Source organism: Arthrobacter sp. B1I2 (assembly GCF_030816485.1).
Classification (GTDB): domain Bacteria; phylum Actinomycetota; class Actinomycetes; order Actinomycetales; family Micrococcaceae; genus Arthrobacter.
This window is the reverse complement of record NZ_JAUSYC010000001.1, coordinates 205,004-221,260: the sequence shown is the minus strand read 5'-3', so window position 1 is coordinate 221,260 and position 16,257 is coordinate 205,004. Positions and strand designations below refer to the sequence as shown.

The following is a 16,257-nucleotide window of genomic DNA, read 5'->3' as shown; positions in this document are numbered from 1 at the left end:
CTCTTGCCGTCCCGCCGTCCAAGGTGTCGAATCAGAGGACACGTCCGGTCCGGCCGGCGATGATGCCAGGAGGTTCCAATGTCGGTGAAAAGCACCAAGGAGTCAGCGCGGGCGGCAGGTGGCAGGAACGGGCCTGATTCGAAGCGGGCGGACCAGGGCGCCGGCATCGCGGTCCAGGACCCGGCGCGGATCCGGAACGTGGCCCTGGTGGGGCACTCCGGCGCCGGGAAGACCATGCTGATCGAGGCACTGCTGGCAGCCAACGGCGTGATCACACGCAAGGGCTCCATCGCGGAGGGATCAACGGTCAGCGATTCCGACCCCGCGGCGGTGCACCAGCAGCGGTCAGTCACGCTGTCCCTGGTGCCGCTGATGGTGGACGACCACAAGGTGAATCTCCTGGATACACCGGGCTACCCGGATTTCATCGGGGAGCTGCGGGCGGGTCTTCGGGCCTCGGACGCCGCCCTCTTCGTGGTCTCCGCCGTGGATGGGATTGACGCCACCACCACCGCACTCTGGGGCGAGTGCGGGCAGATGAAGCTGCCGCGCGCCGTCGTGATCACCCGGATGGACCACCCGCGGGCGGATTACGACGGCGCCCTGGCCGCCTGCCAGAGGGCGTTCGGCGAGGGTGTCCTGCCGCTGTGCGTCCCGGTGCAGGCAGCAGGGGAGGCTGCCGGCCCGCTGTCCCTCCTAGGCCTGCTGTCCCAGGAAGTGACGGACTACTCCTCCGGAGATGCAACACCAGTAGTCCGCGCAGCAGCGCCGGATGAACGCGCGGCGGCCGGGCTTGCCAGGGGAGCCCTCATCGAGGGGATCATCGCCGAAAGCGAAGACGAGACGCTGATGGACCGCTACCTCGAAGGCGAGGACATCGACACCGCAGTGCTGGCCGCCGACCTGGAAACCGCCGTCGCCCGGGGTTCCTTCTTTCCGGTGCTGCCCACGTCCGCCGTGACCGGGCTGGGCACTGCGGAACTGCTGGACCTGCTGGTGCGCGCATTCCCTGCTCCGGCGGAACGCGGCCTGCCGGACACGACCGACCTGGCCGGCAACCCCGCGGGAAGCTTGTCCTGCGACCCCGCCGGCCCACTCGCCGCCGAGGTGGTGCGAACCTCCAACGATCCGTTCCTGGGCCGCATCTGCCTGGTGCGGGTCTTCTCCGGGACGCTCCGGGAGGACGCGCCGGTCCATGTGGCCGGCCACGGCCTGGCTGACCGCGGCCACCAGGACCACGACACCGATGAGCGGGTTACCCATATCTATTCCCCGCTGGGCGCCACCCTGCGCCCCGTTCCCTACTGCGTGGCCGGGGACATGGGCGCCCTGGCGAAGCTGGGCAGCGCCGAAACCGGGGACACCATTTCCGCCCGGGAAAGCCCCCTGCTGCTCGCCACATGGGAAATGCCCGAACCGCTGCTGCCGGTTGCGGTGGAAGCCGATTCCCGCAGCGATGAGGACGCCCTTGCCCGCAGCCTGGGCAGGATAGCGGCCGGGGATCCCACGTTGCGGGTGGACAGGAATGCCGAAACGCACCAGTTGGTGCTGTGGTGCATGGGCGAAGCACATGCGGAGGTGGTCCTGGACAGGCTGCGGGAACAGGGCGTGAAACTGCACACCGTGGAGGTGGTGACACCGCTGCGGGAGACCTTTGCAGCATCCGCGGCCGGCCACGGCCGCCACGTCAAGCAGTCCGGCGGCCACGGCCAGTATGCCGTGTGCGACATCGACGTGGAACCGCTGGAGCGCGGGGCCGGGTTCGAGTTCGTGGACAAGACGGTGGGCGGCGTCATCCCGGGAACGTTCATCCCGTCCATTGAGAAGGGGATCCGGGCCCAGATGGATAAGGGGGTCGCTGCGGGTTTTCCCGTGGTTGACCTGCGCGTGACCCTGGTCGGCGGCAAGGCCCACAGCGTGGATTCGTCGGATGCGGCATTCCAGGCGGCAGGGGCGCTGGCCCTTCGGGAAGCCGCGGCTGCGGGGAGGATCCAGCTGCTGGAGCCGGTGTCCTCAGTGTCCATCAGCGTTGCCGACGAACACGTGGGGGCGGTGATGAGCGACTTGTCCAGCCGGCGGGGACGCCTTACCGGCACCACTTCGTCCGGGGAGGGGCTCACGGAGATCAGCGCGGAGGTGCCGGACCAGGAACTCCTGCGGTACGCAGTGGAACTGCGCGCCCTGACGGCAGGCACCGGGCGGTTCCGCCGGCAGTACCTGCGCCACGACCCGGTTCCCCCGAATTTCAGCCCGTCCTGATCCTGCCTGGTTTCCCGCCAGTGCAGGAACAGCTTCAATGAACGCCGCCCGCCTGTGAACGCCGCAGCACGAAAGATCCAGAGCATTTACCTGACGCTGACGCTGGGTAACACCCTTGCGGCGTCGTTCATTTGGGGGATCAACACGCTGTTCCTGCTGGATGCGGGACTGAGCAACCTGGAGGCCTTCGCCGCCAACGCCTTCTTCACGGCAGGGATGGTGCTCTTTGAGGTGCCCACCGGGGTGGTTGCCGACAGCTGGGGGCGCCGCACGTCCTTCCTGCTGGGGACCGTGACCCTGGCAGCATCCACCTACCTCTATTACCTGCTGTGGCAGCTGTCCGCCACGTTCTGGTGGTGGGCCGCAGTGTCCGCGCTGCTTGGACTTGGCTTCACGTTCTTCTCGGGGGCAGTGGAAGCCTGGCTGGTGGACGCCCTGCACTTTTCCGGTTACGACGGCGGGCTGGAAGCGGTCCTGGGCCGCGGCCAGATGGTCTCCGGCATCGCCATGCTGGCCGGTTCAGTGGCCGGCGGCGTGATCGCGCAGGCAACAAACCTGGGCGTGCCGTTCCTGCTGCGCGTCGCGGTGCTGGTGGCGATGTTCGCCGTGGCCTTCCTGCTGATGCACGACGTCGGCTTCACACCGGAGCGTTCGGCCCACCCCCTGCAGGCCACCAGGGCTGTCCTCCAGGCGTCACTGGACGGCGGCCTTCGGAACCCGCCGGTGAGGTACATGATGCTGGCCGCACCGTTCACCGAAGGCGTGGGATTCTATGTCTTCTACGCCCTCCAGCCCTATCTGCTGCAGCTCTTCGGTGATCCCAAGGCCTACGCCATCGCGGGCCTGGCGGCCGCCATTGTTGCCGGCGCGGACATCGTGGGCGGCTGGCTGGCCCCGCTGGTCCGGAAACTCGTCCGCCGGCGCACCACCGTGCTGATCGCTTCCACCATCACCAGTTCGGTGGTCCTGGTGGTGCTCCTGGTGACCAACATTTTTTGGCTGGCACTGGTGCTCCTGGCACTCTGGGCTGTGGTTGCCTCCGCAGGCACCCCGGTGCGCCAGGCCTACCTGAATGACATGATCGGCTCGAAGCAACGGGCAACCGTCCTGAGCTTCGCCTCGCTCATGGGGTCCAGCGGGGGAGTGGTGGTACAGCCGCTGCTCGGCAGGGCCGCCGACGTCTACGGCTATCCCGCATCCCTGGCCCTGGGCGGCGCGGTGCAGCTGCTGGCGGCACCCTTTATCCTCCTCAGCCGGCGCCGGCGCTCGCCGGCAGATGTTGCCACAGGCTTGTCGGCAGCGCCCTGAGCAGCACCGGAGAGGTGCTGCAAGCCGCACGCAAGTGTAGGCCCCGGGGTCCGGACCAGTCCGGACCCCGGGGCCTACAGGCGGCATTGGCCGCCGAGCGGCCGCGCCGGTACTACTTAACGCCTGCCTCCACCGTTTCGCTGGCCGCCGGCGTCGGCTTCTCCTGCGCGGGCGGGGGTGAGGTCTTCAGCTTGAACCGCTTTCCAAGATCGCCACCGCCCCCACCGCGGTTCTTGTTGAAAATGTCGAAGCCGACGGCGAGGAGGAGTACCAGGCCCTTGATGAGCTGCTGGTAGTCGGTGCCCAGGCCCAGGATGGACATGCCATTGTTGAGCACGCCCATGATCAGGCCACCGATCATCGCTCCGGCGACGGTTCCGATGCCGCCCGTGACGGCGGCGCCGCCGATGAATGCCGCGGCGATGGAGTCCAGTTCGAAACCTGTGCCACCGGCGGGCTGCGCTGAATTGAGCCGGGCGGTGAAGACAAGGCCTGCCAGTGCGGAAAGGACGCCCATGTTCACGAAGAGCCGGAACGTCACGGCCTTGGTCTTGATGCCTGACAGTTCAGCTGCGTGCAGGTTGCCGCCGATTGCGTACGTGTGGCGCCCGAAGACGCTGTTGTTCATCAGGGCGGTGTAGGCGATCACCAGCACGGCCAGGACCACCAGGACGATCGGCGTGCCCCGGTATGACGCCAGCAGGAAAGTGATGATGAGCATGAGCAGCGACGTAAAGGCGGTCTTGATGACGAACCAGACCAGGGGTTCGCTTTCGAGATCGAATTTCCTGCGGATCCTGCGTTCCTTGAAGGCCTGGATCAGCAGAGCCACTGTGGCGCCGACGCCAAGGATGACGGTGAGCCACTCCAGTACGGACGTGCCGCCGGAGATATCCGGAAGGAAGCCGCCGCCCAGGGCACGCAGCTCGGCGGGGAAGGGGGTGATCTGCTGGTTCTTGAGGGTGATGAGCGTGAGTCCGCGGAAGATCAGCATGCCCGCCAGCGTGACGATGAAGGCCGGGATCCCCACGTAGGCGATCCAGTAGCCCTGCCAGGCGCCGACGAGGGCGCCGACCAGCAGGCAGGCGGGAATCGCAGCCCACCACGGCCAGCCCCAGTGGACGATCATGACGCCGGCCACGGCGCCGATGAACCCGGCAACGGACCCGACGGACAGGTCGATGTGCCCGGCAATGATCACCATGACCATGCCGATGGCCAGGATGAGGATGTAGCTGTTCTGGACCACGAGGTTGGTGACGTTCTGCGGTTCCAGCAGGATCCCGCCGGTCAGCCCCTGGAACAGCAGGACGATCAGGATCAGGGCAACGAAGATGCCGACCTGGCGGAGGCGGCTTGTGAGGAATCCGAGCGATTCTCGTAAGGCGGACATTTCGCTATTCCTTCTCTTTGGTCATGTAGTGCATCAGGGTTTCCTGGGTGGCCTCGGCGATGGGCACTTCGCCGGTGATGTGGCCGGCAGCAAGGGTGTAGATGCGGTCGCAAATACCCAGCAGCTCGGGAAGTTCCGAGGAAATGACGATCACGGCTTTTCCTTCGGCCGCGAGTTTGGCAATGATCGTGTAAATCTCGTATTTGGCGCCGACATCGATGCCGCGGGTGGGTTCATCGAGGATCAGCACGTCCGGGTCCGAGAACATCCATTTGCTCAGCACCACCTTCTGCTGGTTTCCGCCCGAGAGCTTCCCCGTGATGGCGGCCACCGACGGCGCTTTGATGTTCATGCTCGTCCGGTAGCCGTTGGCCACCACGGTCTCCTGGTTCTTGTCCACAAAGCCGCGTTTGGCGAGCTTGCCCAGCGATGCCAGGGAGATATTGCGCTTGATGTCCTCGATGAGGTTCAGGCCGTAGTGCTTGCGGTCCTCGGTGGCGTAGGCAATGCCGTGCGTGATGGCGTCAGAGACGGTGGCAGTGTTGATTTCCTCGCCGTACTTATAGACCTTGCCCGAAGTGGCGGTGCCGTAGGTGCGGCCGAACACGCTCATGGCAAGTTCCGTGCGCCCGGCGCCCATCAGGCCGGCAAGTCCCACCACTTCGCCCTTCCTGACATGCAGGTTGGCGTTCCGGACCACCATGCGGGTGTGGTCCTGGGGATGCCGTACGGACCAGTCTTCGATCCGGAGGACTTCCTCGCCGATGTTCGGCTCGCGGTCCGGGTACAGGCTCTCCAGGTCCCGGCCCACCATGCCGCGGATAATCCGTTCCTGCGTGATCTGGCCTTCATCGAGCCGGAGGGTCTCAATGGTCCTGCCGTCCCGGATGATGGTGACGGCATCTGCCACCTTGCGGATTTCATTGAGCTTGTGGCTAATGATGATGCTGGTAACCCCCTGGCCTTTCAAATGGAGGATCAGGTCCAGCAGGTGGCCGGAGTCCTCGTCATTGAGGGCGGCCGTGGGCTCGTCCAGGATCAGCAGCTTCACTTCCTTGGACAGCGCCTTGGCGATTTCCACCAGTTGCTGCTTGCCCACGCTGATGTGCTGCACCGGAGTGACAGGGTTTTCGTCGAGGCCAACGCGGGCAAGCAGCTTTGCTGCCTCCAGGTTGGTTTTGCGCCAGTCCACCCATCCGTTGGTGGCCTGTTCGTTGCCCAGGTAGATGTTCTCGGCGATTGAGAGGTATGGGCTCAACGCCAGTTCCTGGTGGATGATCACGATGCCCCGCTTCTCGCTGTCCGAGATGCTGGAGAAATTGCAGGGTTCGTTTTCGAAGAGGATCTCCCCGTCGAAGGTGTTATGTGGATAGACGCCGGACAACACTTTCATGAGCGTTGATTTGCCGGCTCCGTTCTCACCGCAGATGGCGTGGACCTCTCCACGGTTCACATCGAGGGTGACGTCCTGCAGCGCCTTCACGCCGGGGAACGTCTTGGTGATTCCTCGCATTTGAAGAATGGGTGTGTTCATCGTCAATTCCCACTGACTGGTCGAAGCTTGGCCTTCCTGCTGCTGCAGGAGGTTGCGGACGGGGCTGTGGCCGGATTGGAGGCCCGGCCACAGCCCCCGGACGCCGACTACTTGACGTCGGAGTCCTTGTAGTAACCCGAGTCGATCAGTTCCTTCTTGTAGTTGTCCTTGGTGATGATCACAGACTTCAGCAGGAAGGCCGGCACGACCTTGACCTTGTTGTTGTAGGTCTTGGTGTCGTTGGTTTCGGCTTCCTGGCCCTTGAGGACGGCGTCGACCATCTTGACGGCCTGCGCGCCGAGCTGGCGCGTGTCCTTGAAGATGGTGGAGTACTGCTCACCGGCGATTATGGACTTCACGGAGCCCTTTTCGGCGTCCTGGCCGGTGACCACCGGCAGGGTTCCCTTGGCGTAGCCGCCGGTGCTGGTAAGGGCGGAGATGATGCCGATGGACAGGCCGTCGTACGGGGAAAGGACGCCGTTCAGCTTGGTGCCCGAGCTGTAGGCGGAGGTGATGATGTCCTCCATGCGCTTCTGCGCCACGGGGGCCTGCCAGCGAAGGATCGCGGCCTGCTCAAACTTGGTCTGGCCGCTGGGGACCTTCAGGGTGCCGGCATCCAGGTACGGCTTGAGGGTGTCCATGGCGCCGGTCCAGAAGAAGTTGGCGTTGTTGTCGTCGGGGCTGCCGGCGAAAAGCTCGATGTTGAAGGGGCCCTTGCCGTCCACCTTCTTGCCGCTGGCATCGACGAGGCCCAGGCCCGTCAGCAGCGAGGTGGCCTGCTGGACGCCCACGGTGTAGTTGTCGAACGTGGTGTAGTAGTCCACGTTGGGCGTGCCGTTGATGAGGCGGTCATAGGCGATGACCTTAACGTTCTGCTCCTTGGCCTTGGCCAGGACATCGGTCAGGGTGGTGCCGTCAATGGCGGCGACGATCAGGGCCTTGGCGCCCTTGGTCAGCATGTTTTCGATCTGCGACACCTGTGTAGGAATGTCGTCATTGGCGAACTGGAGGTCCGTCTTGTAGCCGAGGTCCTTCAGCGACTTTTCAACGTTGGCGCCGTCGGCAATCCAGCGCTCAGATGTCTGGGTGGGCATTGAAATGCCAACCAGCGAGTCGCTGGGCTTCGCCGCACTGCTGGATTCGCTGGTTCCGCCGCGGGAGCCGCAACCGGTAGCCCCCACGGTCAGGGCGAGGACAAGGGCCACCGCGCCCATCAGTTTTTTGATTCTCACCATTATCTCCTTCCGCGGCAGCATTGCCGCGAAGTTTTGTTGGACCGGGAAGCAGCGAAGCTCCCGGTCCTGGCCACATTGTTGATGTGTCGGTTCAATATAGACTGATTTGTGAACGCTAACAAGAGGCTTCTACCGGAAACTTCGAAAGTCTTTCGAGTTCATTGACTTCTGCTTTGTTAGCGTTCACACTTGCTGCAGCACTTAGCTCCACCCTGACCCTACAAAACCCGGTGATGAGGCCCCTGCCTCCCGGATGGAGGCAACCCCATGCCAGATGCGTTGTTCACTTCCAGCTCCGAGCCCCTTCACGACCACTGCGTCATCGGGGTGGACTATGGAACCCTCTCAGGCCGTGCCGTGGTGGTGCGGGTCCGCGACGGCAAGGAGCTCGGCAGCGCTGTCCATGAGTATCCCCATGCCGTGCTGACCGACGCCCTGCCCAAAGACGTGGCGGGCGAGGCGTCCGAGGGACAAGGCGTAAGGCTCCCCGGGGAATGGGCGCTTCAGGTGCCCAACGACTACCGGGACGTCCTGCGCAACGCGGTTCCTGCCGCGGTGGCCGACGCGGGGATCGACCCGGCCGCCGTCGTCGGTATTGCCACGGACTTCACCGCCTGCACCATGGTGCCCGTCAAGGCCGACGGCACACCCCTGAACGAACTGCCGGGCTTCGCCAACCGCCCGCATGCCTACGTGAAGCTCTGGCGCCACCACGCAGCCCAGGGGCAGGCCGACCGGATCAACCGGCTCGCTGCCGAACGCGGCGAAGATTGGCTTCCGCGGTACGGGGGCCTGATCTCGTCCGAGTGGGAGTTCGCCAAAGGCCTCCAGCTGCTGGAGGAGGACCCGGAGGCCTACGCCGAAATGGACCACTGGGTGGAGGTGGCCGACTGGATCGTCTGGCAGCTCAGCGGCCGCTACGTGCGCAACGCCTGCACGGCCGGGTACAAGGGCATCTACCAGGATGGGCGGTATCCGTCGGATGATTTCCTGGCCGCCCTCAATCCGGATTTCAAGGACTTTGTCAGCTCCAAGCTGGAGCACACCATCGGACGGCTGGGCGACGCCGCCGGCACCCTGACGGCGGAGGCGGCGGCCTGGACCGGGCTGCCGGAGGGCATCGCCGTGGCCGTGGGAAACGTTGACGCGCATGTCACGGCCCCGGCCGCCAAGGCAGTGGACTCCGGGCAACTGGTGGCCATCATGGGCACCTCCACCTGCCATGTCATGAACGGCACGGAACTGCGGGAGGTGCCGGGAATGTGCGGGGCGGTGGACGGCGGCATCGTGCCGGGGCTGTGGGGCTACGAGGCCGGGCAGTCCGGCGTGGGGGATATCTTCGGCTGGTTCACCAAGTACGGCGTCCCGCCCGAATACCACCAGGCAGCCAGGGATGCGGGGCTGGGGATCCACGAGTACCTCACCGAACTGGCGTCGCGGCAGGCCATCGGCGAGCACGGCCTGATTGCGCTGGACTGGCACTCGGGCAACCGCTCGGTCCTGGTGGACCACGAGCTTTCCGGCATCGTGGTGGGCCAGACCCTCGCCACCAGGCCCGAGGACACCTACCGCGCACTTCTGGAAGCCACCGCGTTCGGGACCCGCACCATCGTGGACGCCTTCCGCGACGCCGGGGTCCCGGTCAAGGAATTCATCGTGGCCGGCGGCCTGCTCAAGAACAGACTCCTGATGCAGATCTACGCGGACGCCACGGGCCTGCAGTTGTCCACCATTGGCTCGGAGCAGGGCCCGGCCCTGGGGTCGGCGATCCACGCCGCCGTGGCCGCGGGCGAATACGCGGACATCCGTGAAGCTGCTGCCGCCATGGGTGCCGAACCCGGTGAGGTTTACACGCCGATCCCGGGAAACGTGGCCGCGTACGAGGAGCTGTTCCAGGAGTACAAGACCCTGCACGACTACTTCGGCCGGGGCGGTAATGACGTGATGCACCGGCTCAAGGCCATTCAGCGCAGGACTTCCGGTTCCCTCGTGGGTTCCGGCGAGACGGCCGTGGAGGTGTCCGCATGAGCACGGGAGCCGTCATCCTGGAAACCATCGCCAGGGTCCGCGAGGAAGTGTGCGCGCTGCACGCCGAGCTGACCCGGTACGAACTGGTGGTGTGGACCGCGGGCAATGTCTCCGCCCGGGTGCCAGGCACCGACCTCATGGTCATCAAGCCCTCCGGTGTGTCCTACCAGGACCTGACCCCGGAGCAGATGATCGTGACGGACCTGCACGGCACGCCGGTCAGGGGCACCAACGTCGGTGGCGGCGGCACGGTCGATTGGGGCAACCCGCCGCTGTCGCCGTCGTCCGACACCGCCGCCCACGCCTACGTGTACCGCCACATGCCCGACGTGGGCGGGGTGGTTCACACGCACTCCACCTATGCCACCGCCTGGGCCGCGCGGGGTGAGGCCATTCCGTGCGTGCTGACCATGATGGGCGACGAGTTCGGCGGCTCCATCCCGGTGGGCCCGTTCGCGCTGATCGGCGATGACTCGATTGGCCAGGGCATCGTGGAGACGCTGAAGAACTCCAATTCGCCGGCGGTCCTCATGCAGAACCACGGCCCGTTCACCATCGGCAAGGACGCCCGGTCTGCCGTGAAGGCTGCCGTCATGTGCGAGGAAGTGGCCCGCACCGTCCACATCTCGCGGCAGTTGGGTGAACCGCTGCCCATCGACCAGGGCTCCATCGACTCCCTCTACGCCCGCTACCAGAACGTGTACGGCCAATAGGCCGCCGAACCCAAAAAACTTTCCCAGGAGAATTCATGAGCACCGCAGCAAGCACTTCCCTTGACGGTTACGAGGTCTGGTTCCTCACCGGCAGCCAGCACCTGTACGGGGAGGAAGTCCTCAAGCAGGTGGCCGCCCAGTCGCAGGAGATCGCCAACCAGCTCAACGCGTCGTCAGCCGTCCCTGTGCGGATCGTGTGGAAGCCGGTCCTCACCGATTCGGACGCCATCCGCCGCACGGCGCTGGAGGCGAACTCGAATGATTCCGTGATCGGGGTGACGGCCTGGATGCATACCTTCAGCCCGGCCAAGATGTGGATCCAGGGCCTGGACCTGCTGCGGAAACCCCTGCTGCACCTGCACACGCAGGCCAACCGGGACCTGCCGTGGGCGGACATCGACTTCGACTTCATGAACCTGAACCAGGCCGCGCACGGCGACCGCGAGTTCGGCTACATCCAGTCCCGCCTGGGCATCGCCCGGAAGACCGTCGTCGGGCACGTCTCCAACCCCGAAGTGGCCCGCCAGGTGGGTTCCTGGCAGCGTGCCGCGGCGGGCTGGGCCGCCGTCCGCAGCCTGAAGCTGACCCGTTTTGGCGACAACATGCGCAATGTCGCCGTCACCGAAGGCGACAAGACTGAGGCCGAGCTGCGCTTCGGCGTCGCAGTCAACACCTGGTCCGTCAACGAACTCGCCGACGCCGTCCACGGGGCTGCCGAGGCCGACGTCGACGCCCTGGTGGCCGAGTACCAGGACCTTTACGACGTGGTGCCCGAGCTCCGCGCAGGCGCGGCCAGGCACGAATCGCTGCGCTACGGCGCCCGGATCGAACTGGGCCTGCGCAGCTTCCTGGAGGGCAACGGATCCGCCGCGTTCACCACTTCCTTCGAGGACCTGGGTGCCCTGCGCCAGCTGCCCGGCCTGGCGGTACAGCGGCTCATGGCTGCCGGCTACGGATTCGGTGCCGAAGGCGACTGGAAGACCGCCATCCTGGTACGCGCCGCGAAGGTGATGGGCGCGGGCCTGCCCGGCGGCGCCTCCCTCATGGAGGACTACACCTACCACCTGGAGCCGGGCTCCGAGAAGATCCTCGGCGCCCACATGCTGGAGGTCTGCCCCTCCCTCACCACATCGAAGCCGCGCCTGGAAATCCACCCGCTGGGCATCGGCGGCAAGGAGGACCCGGTCCGCCTGGTGTTCGACGCCGAGGCCTCCCCGGGCGTCGTCGTGGCTCTGTCAGACATGCGGGACCGGTTCCGCCTGGTGGCCAACGCCGTCGAGGTTGTCCCCCTGGACCAGCCGCTGCCCAACCTGCCCGTGGCCCGCGCCCTGTGGGAGCCCAAGCCGGACTTCGCCACCTCCGCCGCGGCCTGGCTCACCGCCGGCGCCGCCCACCACACGGTGCTGTCCACCCAAGTGGGCATGGACGTGTTCGAGGACTTCGCGGAAATCGCCAAAACAGAACTGCTCACCATTGACGAAGGCACCACCATCCGCCAGTTCAAGAAGGATTTGAACTGGAACGCCGCGTACTACAAGCTGGCCGGCGGGATCTGATCCAGTGGAACGGCTGAGGCCCCGGCCCCTGCCACGGACAAGAACCTCGTGATGCGCGGCAAGCCACCCCGGCTGCCGAGGCTCGAGGACGTGGCGGAACTGGCCGGGGTCTCACACCAGACCGTGTCACGGGTGGTCAACAACCACCCCAACGTGAGCGCAGGCACGCGGGAAAAGGTGGAAGTGGCGATTGCCCGGCTTGGCTACCGCCGCAACACAGCGGCCCGGAGCCTGGTCACCCGGCGCTCGCACACCATAGGCGTCCTGGGCAGCGAGCTGTCGCAGTACGGGCCTGCCAACACGCTGCTGGGAGTGGAGCGGGCTGCACGGGACGCAGGATATTTCGTCAGCGTCGCCGCGTTGCGGGAGGTGAACCGGGACGCGATCCTGGACGCAGTCCGGCACTTCCTGGACCAGTCGGTGGACGGAATCGTGGTGATTGTTCCGCACCTGGACACACTGGCCGCCCTGGCGGAACTGCCCATCGGCGTGCCTGTGGTGGCAGTGGGACCGGACGGAAATGACGCCGTTGGGGGCGTCAGGGTGGACCAGTACCGCGGGGCCGAACTGGCTGTCCGGCACCTTATTGGGCAGGGGCACGTCCGGATCGGACACGTCGCGGGGCCGCAGGACTGGATTGATGCCGTGGCACGCGCTGATGGCTGGCGGTCAACCCTGGCCTCCGCCGGCCTCGCTGCGGACCTGATCATCGAGGGTGACTGGAGCGCTGGAAGCGGCTATGAAATCGGCCGGCGGTTGGCCGCCGCCCGCCACGCCACCGCCCTCTTTGTCGGCAACGACCAGATGGCCCTGGGAGTCCTGCGCGCACTGAACGAGGCGGGCGTGAAGGTGCCGCAGGACGTGTCCGTGGTGGGCTTCGACGACCAGCCCGAAGCCGCCTACTTCAGCCCGCCGCTGACGGTGGTCCGGCAGGACTTCGAAGAACTGGGCCGGCGGTGCATGGAGATGATGCTGACGACGCTTGGCGGCGCAGAAGGACCGCGGACCCTGGTGGTGGAGCCGGAACTCGTCCTGCGCAGCAGCACGGCGCCGCCCGCCTGAGCCGGCAGCGGATTTAATCCGGGGGAGACCGCGGCGAAACGTGGCCACAACAATAGCTGCGTAGGTTTCAGGGTATGACGGCTACCCTGCTTGTCCGGCTCCGTGACTGGCTGCTTGACACCTTTACGTACGAATCCGAGTCCAGTGCCGCCGGCGCCATGGCTGACGCCACCCGCTGGGGCTGGCTGCCGGCATTGAGCGGGGTGTCCATAGCAGCGGACCAGGCCCGCTCAGAGCATGCAGGAACAGCCCCCGGCGACGGCGGAATGTCTGCTTAGCCACGCTATTGCGCCAGTAGCGGGATGATGCCCTAAACTGCTTCACTGAGGTGCCTGAAATGGCGCTGTGCAGCAACGAAAGTGAACACGCTATGGCTACCGATTACGATGCTCCACGCAAGCAGGAAGAAGAGTCCCCCGCTGACTCTCTCGAGGCCCTCCAGGCGTCACGGAGCGGCAGCGCGCAGACCGCGGTTATCGATGTTGAAGAGAACGACACCGCTGAAGGTATCGACCTGCCCGGCGCCGACCTGTCCAACGAGGAACTGACCGTCATCGTGGTTCCCGAGCAGTCCGATGAGTTCACCTGCTCGTCGTGCTTCCTGGTCCGCCACCGGTCACAGGTTGCCCGTGAAAGAGACGGCCTGAAGTACTGCCGCGACTGCGAGGGCTGAGTTTCCTACTGATTTTTCCCGGCGCCGGCCACCTCCCCGAGGTGGCCGGCGCTGCTTTGTCTCCGGACGCTGTCGTTATCAAAATGCTCACTCGTATCCCGGCTTGAACACTCCTACGCTGGAAGCATCCAATGGCCTTCTTTTCCGGATGGCACCGCAATGAAAAAATTCTTTATCTGGCTCGCAGCCATCATTATGGCTACAGGGCTGGGACTCGTGGTTTCAGCGCCCGCCTCGGCAGCCACGCCGTATTGCGGGCTCACATGGGGCTCGCTGATGAAAACGGACGGTGCCGTGAGCGGCGCGCCCGTGACCAACGTCCGGACCGGGCAGCATTACTGCTTCGACCGGCTGGTGGTTGACCTCGGTAGCGGCCCGGCCCCCGGCTACACCGTCCGCTACGTGGGGCAGATTATCCAGGACGGCTCGGGGGCAGTCGTGCCGGCACGGGGTGGCGCCCGCCTGCAGGTGGTTGTTAAGGCGCCAGCCTATGACGATAAAGGACAGCCCACATACACCCCCGCCGACAAGGCAGAGCTCTCCAACGTTTCCGGTTACCAGACCTTCCGCCAAGTGGTCTGGGCTGGGAGTTTCGAGGGCCAGACCACCCTCGGCCTGGGTGTCCGTGCCCGTCTTCCGTTCCGGGTGTTCACCCTGGACGGACCCGGTTCCGGTCACCGCCTGGTGGTGGACGTGGCGCACTTCTGGTGACAACACAAAAGGTGCCGTGCCCCTGGCCGGGGCACGGCACCTTTCTGTGCTGGGGTCCTACTCCGGGACCACCAGCGCGGGGGTATCCCGCTTGAGGGTTTCGCCGCGGAAGAAGCCGGGGTGCGTGCGTGACATGACCAGCATGACGACGGCACCCAGGGCCAGGATGCCGACGCCCAGGATGAACACCAGGCCCACGCCGAAGACCTCTGAACCGCTGCCGAACTCCGGCGCCAGGCTGTCCACGGCCGTCTGGACGAACACCACGAACAGGCCCACACCGCCCACCACCGGGCATACCAGCCGGAGCAGGAAGTGGCGCACGCTGGTGAACAGGCTGTGGCGGAAGTACCAGGTGCAGGCCAGTGCCGTGAGGCCGTAATAGAAGCAGATCATCAGGCCCAGGGCAAGGATGGTGTCATTCAGGACGTTTTCGCTGACCACATGCATCACCGCGTAGAACCCTGCGGACATCACGCCGGCGGCGATGGTTGCGAAGCCAGGCGTGGCGAACTTCCTGCTTATGCGGCTGAACGGCTCCGGCAGTGCCCCGTAGTGCGCCATGGCCAGCAGGCTCCGGGACGGGGACATAAACGTGGACTGCAGCGAGGCCGCGGAGCTGGAGAGCACCGCGAGGGACATCAGGATGGCGAACGGTCCCATGATGGGGGAGGCCAGGGCCGTGAAGATGTTCTCGTGGTTTTCCGCGTTGTTCAGGCCGTTGCCGGTATCGCCAACGCCGGCGAACATCATGGTGGCGATGCTGACCAGGAGGTAGATGGCCAGGACGATGACAGCCGTCAGGGTGCCGGCCACGCCGGCGGTCTTCTTGCCGTTGGCCGTTTCCTCATTGACGGTGAGGCAGACGTCCCAGCCCCAGTACACGAAGATCGACAGGGAGATGCCGGCGGCGATCTGGCCGAAGGTTTCGATCTTGGTGACGTCGAACCAGTCCCAGCTGAACGGGATGGCCGTTTCGGAGGTGGACCAGTTGGCGAAGGCCATGGCCACGAACAGGCCCAGCACCAGCAGCTGGAAGCCCACCAGGCTGTACTGCACCAGCTTGGTGGTGTGCAGGCCCCGGTAGCTGACCCAGACGGCCAGTGCCACGAAGACGAAACAGGTCAGGACGTTCAAGGCCTTGTTATCCGCCAGGTCTGCGAGTTCCGGGGACCCGGTGAGCTGGGACAGGAACAGGTAGAAGAAGTCAACGGCGACGCCTGCCAGGTTGGACAGCACGATGATGTTGGCGGCCAGCAGGCCCCAGCCGCCCATCCAGCCGATCCAGGGCCCGAAGGCTTTGGTCACCCAGGTGAAGGTGGTGCCGCTGTCCGGGGAATCGGCGTTGAGCTCCCGGTAGGCGAGCGAGACCAGGATCATGGGGATGAACCCGATCAGGAAGATGACTGGCAGCTGGAGCCCGGCTTCATTGACGGTGGGTCCGAGTGCGCTGGTGAGGGTGTAGGCGGGGGCGATGGTTGAAATACCCAGGACGACGACGGCGAGGAGCCCGAGCTGCCCGCCCTTGAGTCCCTTGGCGCTGACGCCGTCCGCAGAGGGGGCGTGGGCGTGCGGACCGGGTTTGGCCGTACTGGTGCGGATTGTCTCTGTCATGGCACCACTTTCTGGAAGGCTGTGAGACGGAGGTCACTATATGAATGGCGTTCATTTAGTATGGGGGTGCGGGGCCTGTGATGCAAGACGCAATATGAATCACATTCGTTTATGACTGCCGCCAATTAGTAAGCTCACTGAGAAACTGGCTGGCAGCCCGGGCCGCCATGG

13 protein-coding genes are annotated in these 16,257 nt (G+C 65.4%); 9 read left to right on the top strand and 4 right to left on the bottom strand.

The genetic code is table 11. From position 1 onward, the window contains the following. Positions 1 to 78: 78 nt before the first annotated feature. Both QFZ57_RS00995 and QFZ57_RS00990 read left to right on the top strand, forming a co-directional pair. Entirely contained in the window at positions 79 to 2,259 is a 2,181-nt protein-coding gene (locus tag QFZ57_RS00995; RefSeq protein ID WP_306897300.1) for an elongation factor G-like protein EF-G2, read from the top strand. Between the two features lie 54 nt (positions 2,260 to 2,313). Further along, positions 2,314 to 3,567 carry an MFS transporter gene (locus tag QFZ57_RS00990; protein WP_306897298.1) on the top strand — a complete coding sequence of 418 codons (1,254 nt, stop codon included), beginning with the start codon at positions 2,314 to 2,316 and terminating at the stop codon, positions 3,565 to 3,567. A 112-nt stretch (positions 3,568 to 3,679) separates the two neighbouring features. Here QFZ57_RS00990 and mmsB read toward each other — a convergent pair whose 3' ends face one another. From mmsB to chvE, 3 genes are all read right to left on the bottom strand, one after another. Continuing rightward, positions 3,680 to 4,960 carry a multiple monosaccharide ABC transporter permease gene (gene mmsB / locus QFZ57_RS00985; protein WP_306897296.1) on the bottom strand — a complete coding sequence of 427 codons (1,281 nt, stop codon included), beginning with the start codon at positions 4,958 to 4,960 and terminating at the stop codon, positions 3,680 to 3,682. Between the two features lie 4 nt (positions 4,961 to 4,964). Then, a complete protein-coding gene (gene mmsA, locus QFZ57_RS00980) occupies positions 4,965 to 6,494 on the bottom strand; it encodes a multiple monosaccharide ABC transporter ATP-binding protein (RefSeq protein WP_306897295.1) in 1,530 nt (509 codons plus the stop codon). 107 nt (positions 6,495 to 6,601) lie between these two features. Beyond that, positions 6,602 to 7,729 (bottom strand): multiple monosaccharide ABC transporter substrate-binding protein, encoded by a 1,128-nt coding sequence (gene chvE, locus QFZ57_RS00975; protein ID WP_373461160.1) that lies wholly within the window; start codon positions 7,727 to 7,729, stop codon positions 6,602 to 6,604. A gap of 267 nt (positions 7,730 to 7,996) precedes the next feature. Between chvE and araB the strand changes: the two genes are divergently transcribed. The 7 genes from araB to QFZ57_RS00940 all read left to right on the top strand — a co-directional run bounded on the left by araB (position 7,997) and on the right by QFZ57_RS00940 (position 14,472). Further along, on the top strand, positions 7,997 to 9,757 hold the full coding sequence (gene araB, locus QFZ57_RS00970) for a ribulokinase (protein ID WP_306897292.1): 1,761 nt from the start codon (positions 7,997 to 7,999) through the stop codon (positions 9,755 to 9,757). Next, positions 9,754 to 10,470, top strand: a complete 717-nt coding sequence (locus tag QFZ57_RS00965) for an L-ribulose-5-phosphate 4-epimerase (RefSeq protein WP_306632372.1) — start codon at positions 9,754 to 9,756, stop codon at positions 10,468 to 10,470. The genes araB and QFZ57_RS00965 overlap by 4 nt, the downstream gene beginning before the upstream one ends. Positions 10,471 to 10,505: 35 nt before the next feature. After that, entirely contained in the window at positions 10,506 to 12,026 is a 1,521-nt protein-coding gene (gene araA / locus QFZ57_RS00960; RefSeq protein ID WP_306897290.1) for an L-arabinose isomerase, read from the top strand. A gap of 51 nt (positions 12,027 to 12,077) precedes the next feature. Beyond that, on the top strand, positions 12,078 to 13,088 hold the full coding sequence (locus QFZ57_RS00955) for a LacI family DNA-binding transcriptional regulator (protein ID WP_306897289.1): 1,011 nt from the start codon (positions 12,078 to 12,080) through the stop codon (positions 13,086 to 13,088). Between the two features lie 74 nt (positions 13,089 to 13,162). Beyond that, complete coding sequence (locus QFZ57_RS00950; RefSeq protein WP_306632369.1) at positions 13,163 to 13,366, top strand: hypothetical protein; 204 nt, start codon at positions 13,163 to 13,165, stop codon at positions 13,364 to 13,366. A gap of 92 nt (positions 13,367 to 13,458) precedes the next feature. Beyond that, a complete protein-coding gene (locus QFZ57_RS00945; RefSeq protein WP_306632368.1) occupies positions 13,459 to 13,761 on the top strand; it encodes a DUF4193 domain-containing protein in 303 nt (100 codons plus the stop codon). A 159-nt stretch (positions 13,762 to 13,920) separates the two neighbouring features. Continuing rightward, the gene (locus tag QFZ57_RS00940) at positions 13,921 to 14,472 is read left to right on the top strand and encodes an AMIN-like domain-containing (lipo)protein (protein ID WP_306897287.1); all 552 of its coding nucleotides are present in this window, start codon (positions 13,921 to 13,923) and stop codon (positions 14,470 to 14,472) included. A gap of 57 nt (positions 14,473 to 14,529) precedes the next feature. On the opposite strand, the gene QFZ57_RS00935 is transcribed toward QFZ57_RS00940, so the two are convergent. Continuing rightward, a complete protein-coding gene (locus QFZ57_RS00935; RefSeq protein ID WP_306897285.1) occupies positions 14,530 to 16,086 on the bottom strand; it encodes an APC family permease in 1,557 nt (518 codons plus the stop codon). Between the last annotated feature and the right edge of the window lie 171 nt (positions 16,087 to 16,257).

Excerpts from the sequence above, each read along its gene's own strand:
- QFZ57_RS00945 (WP_306632368.1), top strand. The coding sequence starts at position 13,459 with ATGGCTACCGATTACGATGCTCCACGCAAGCAGGAAGAAGAGTCCCCC.
- QFZ57_RS00965 (WP_306632372.1), top strand. The coding sequence starts at position 9,754 with ATGAGCACGGGAGCCGTCATCCTGGAAACCATCGCCAGGGTCCGCGAG.
- QFZ57_RS00940 (WP_306897287.1), top strand. The coding sequence starts at position 13,921 with ATGAAAAAATTCTTTATCTGGCTCGCAGCCATCATTATGGCTACAGGG.
- araA (WP_306897290.1), top strand. The coding sequence starts at position 10,506 with ATGAGCACCGCAGCAAGCACTTCCCTTGACGGTTACGAGGTCTGGTTC.
- mmsB (WP_306897296.1), bottom strand. The coding sequence starts at position 4,960 with ATGTCCGCCTTACGAGAATCGCTCGGATTCCTCACAAGCCGCCTCCGC.
- QFZ57_RS00995 (WP_306897300.1), top strand. The coding sequence starts at position 79 with ATGTCGGTGAAAAGCACCAAGGAGTCAGCGCGGGCGGCAGGTGGCAGG.
- QFZ57_RS00950 (WP_306632369.1), top strand. The coding sequence starts at position 13,163 with ATGACGGCTACCCTGCTTGTCCGGCTCCGTGACTGGCTGCTTGACACC.
- chvE (WP_373461160.1), bottom strand. The coding sequence starts at position 7,729 with ATGGTGAGAATCAAAAAACTGATGGGCGCGGTGGCCCTTGTCCTCGCC.
- mmsA (WP_306897295.1), bottom strand. The coding sequence starts at position 6,494 with ATGAACACACCCATTCTTCAAATGCGAGGAATCACCAAGACGTTCCCC.
- araB (WP_306897292.1), top strand. The coding sequence starts at position 7,997 with ATGCCAGATGCGTTGTTCACTTCCAGCTCCGAGCCCCTTCACGACCAC.
- QFZ57_RS00935 (WP_306897285.1), bottom strand. The coding sequence starts at position 16,086 with ATGACAGAGACAATCCGCACCAGTACGGCCAAACCCGGTCCGCACGCC.
- QFZ57_RS00955 (WP_306897289.1), top strand. The coding sequence starts at position 12,078 with ATGCGCGGCAAGCCACCCCGGCTGCCGAGGCTCGAGGACGTGGCGGAA.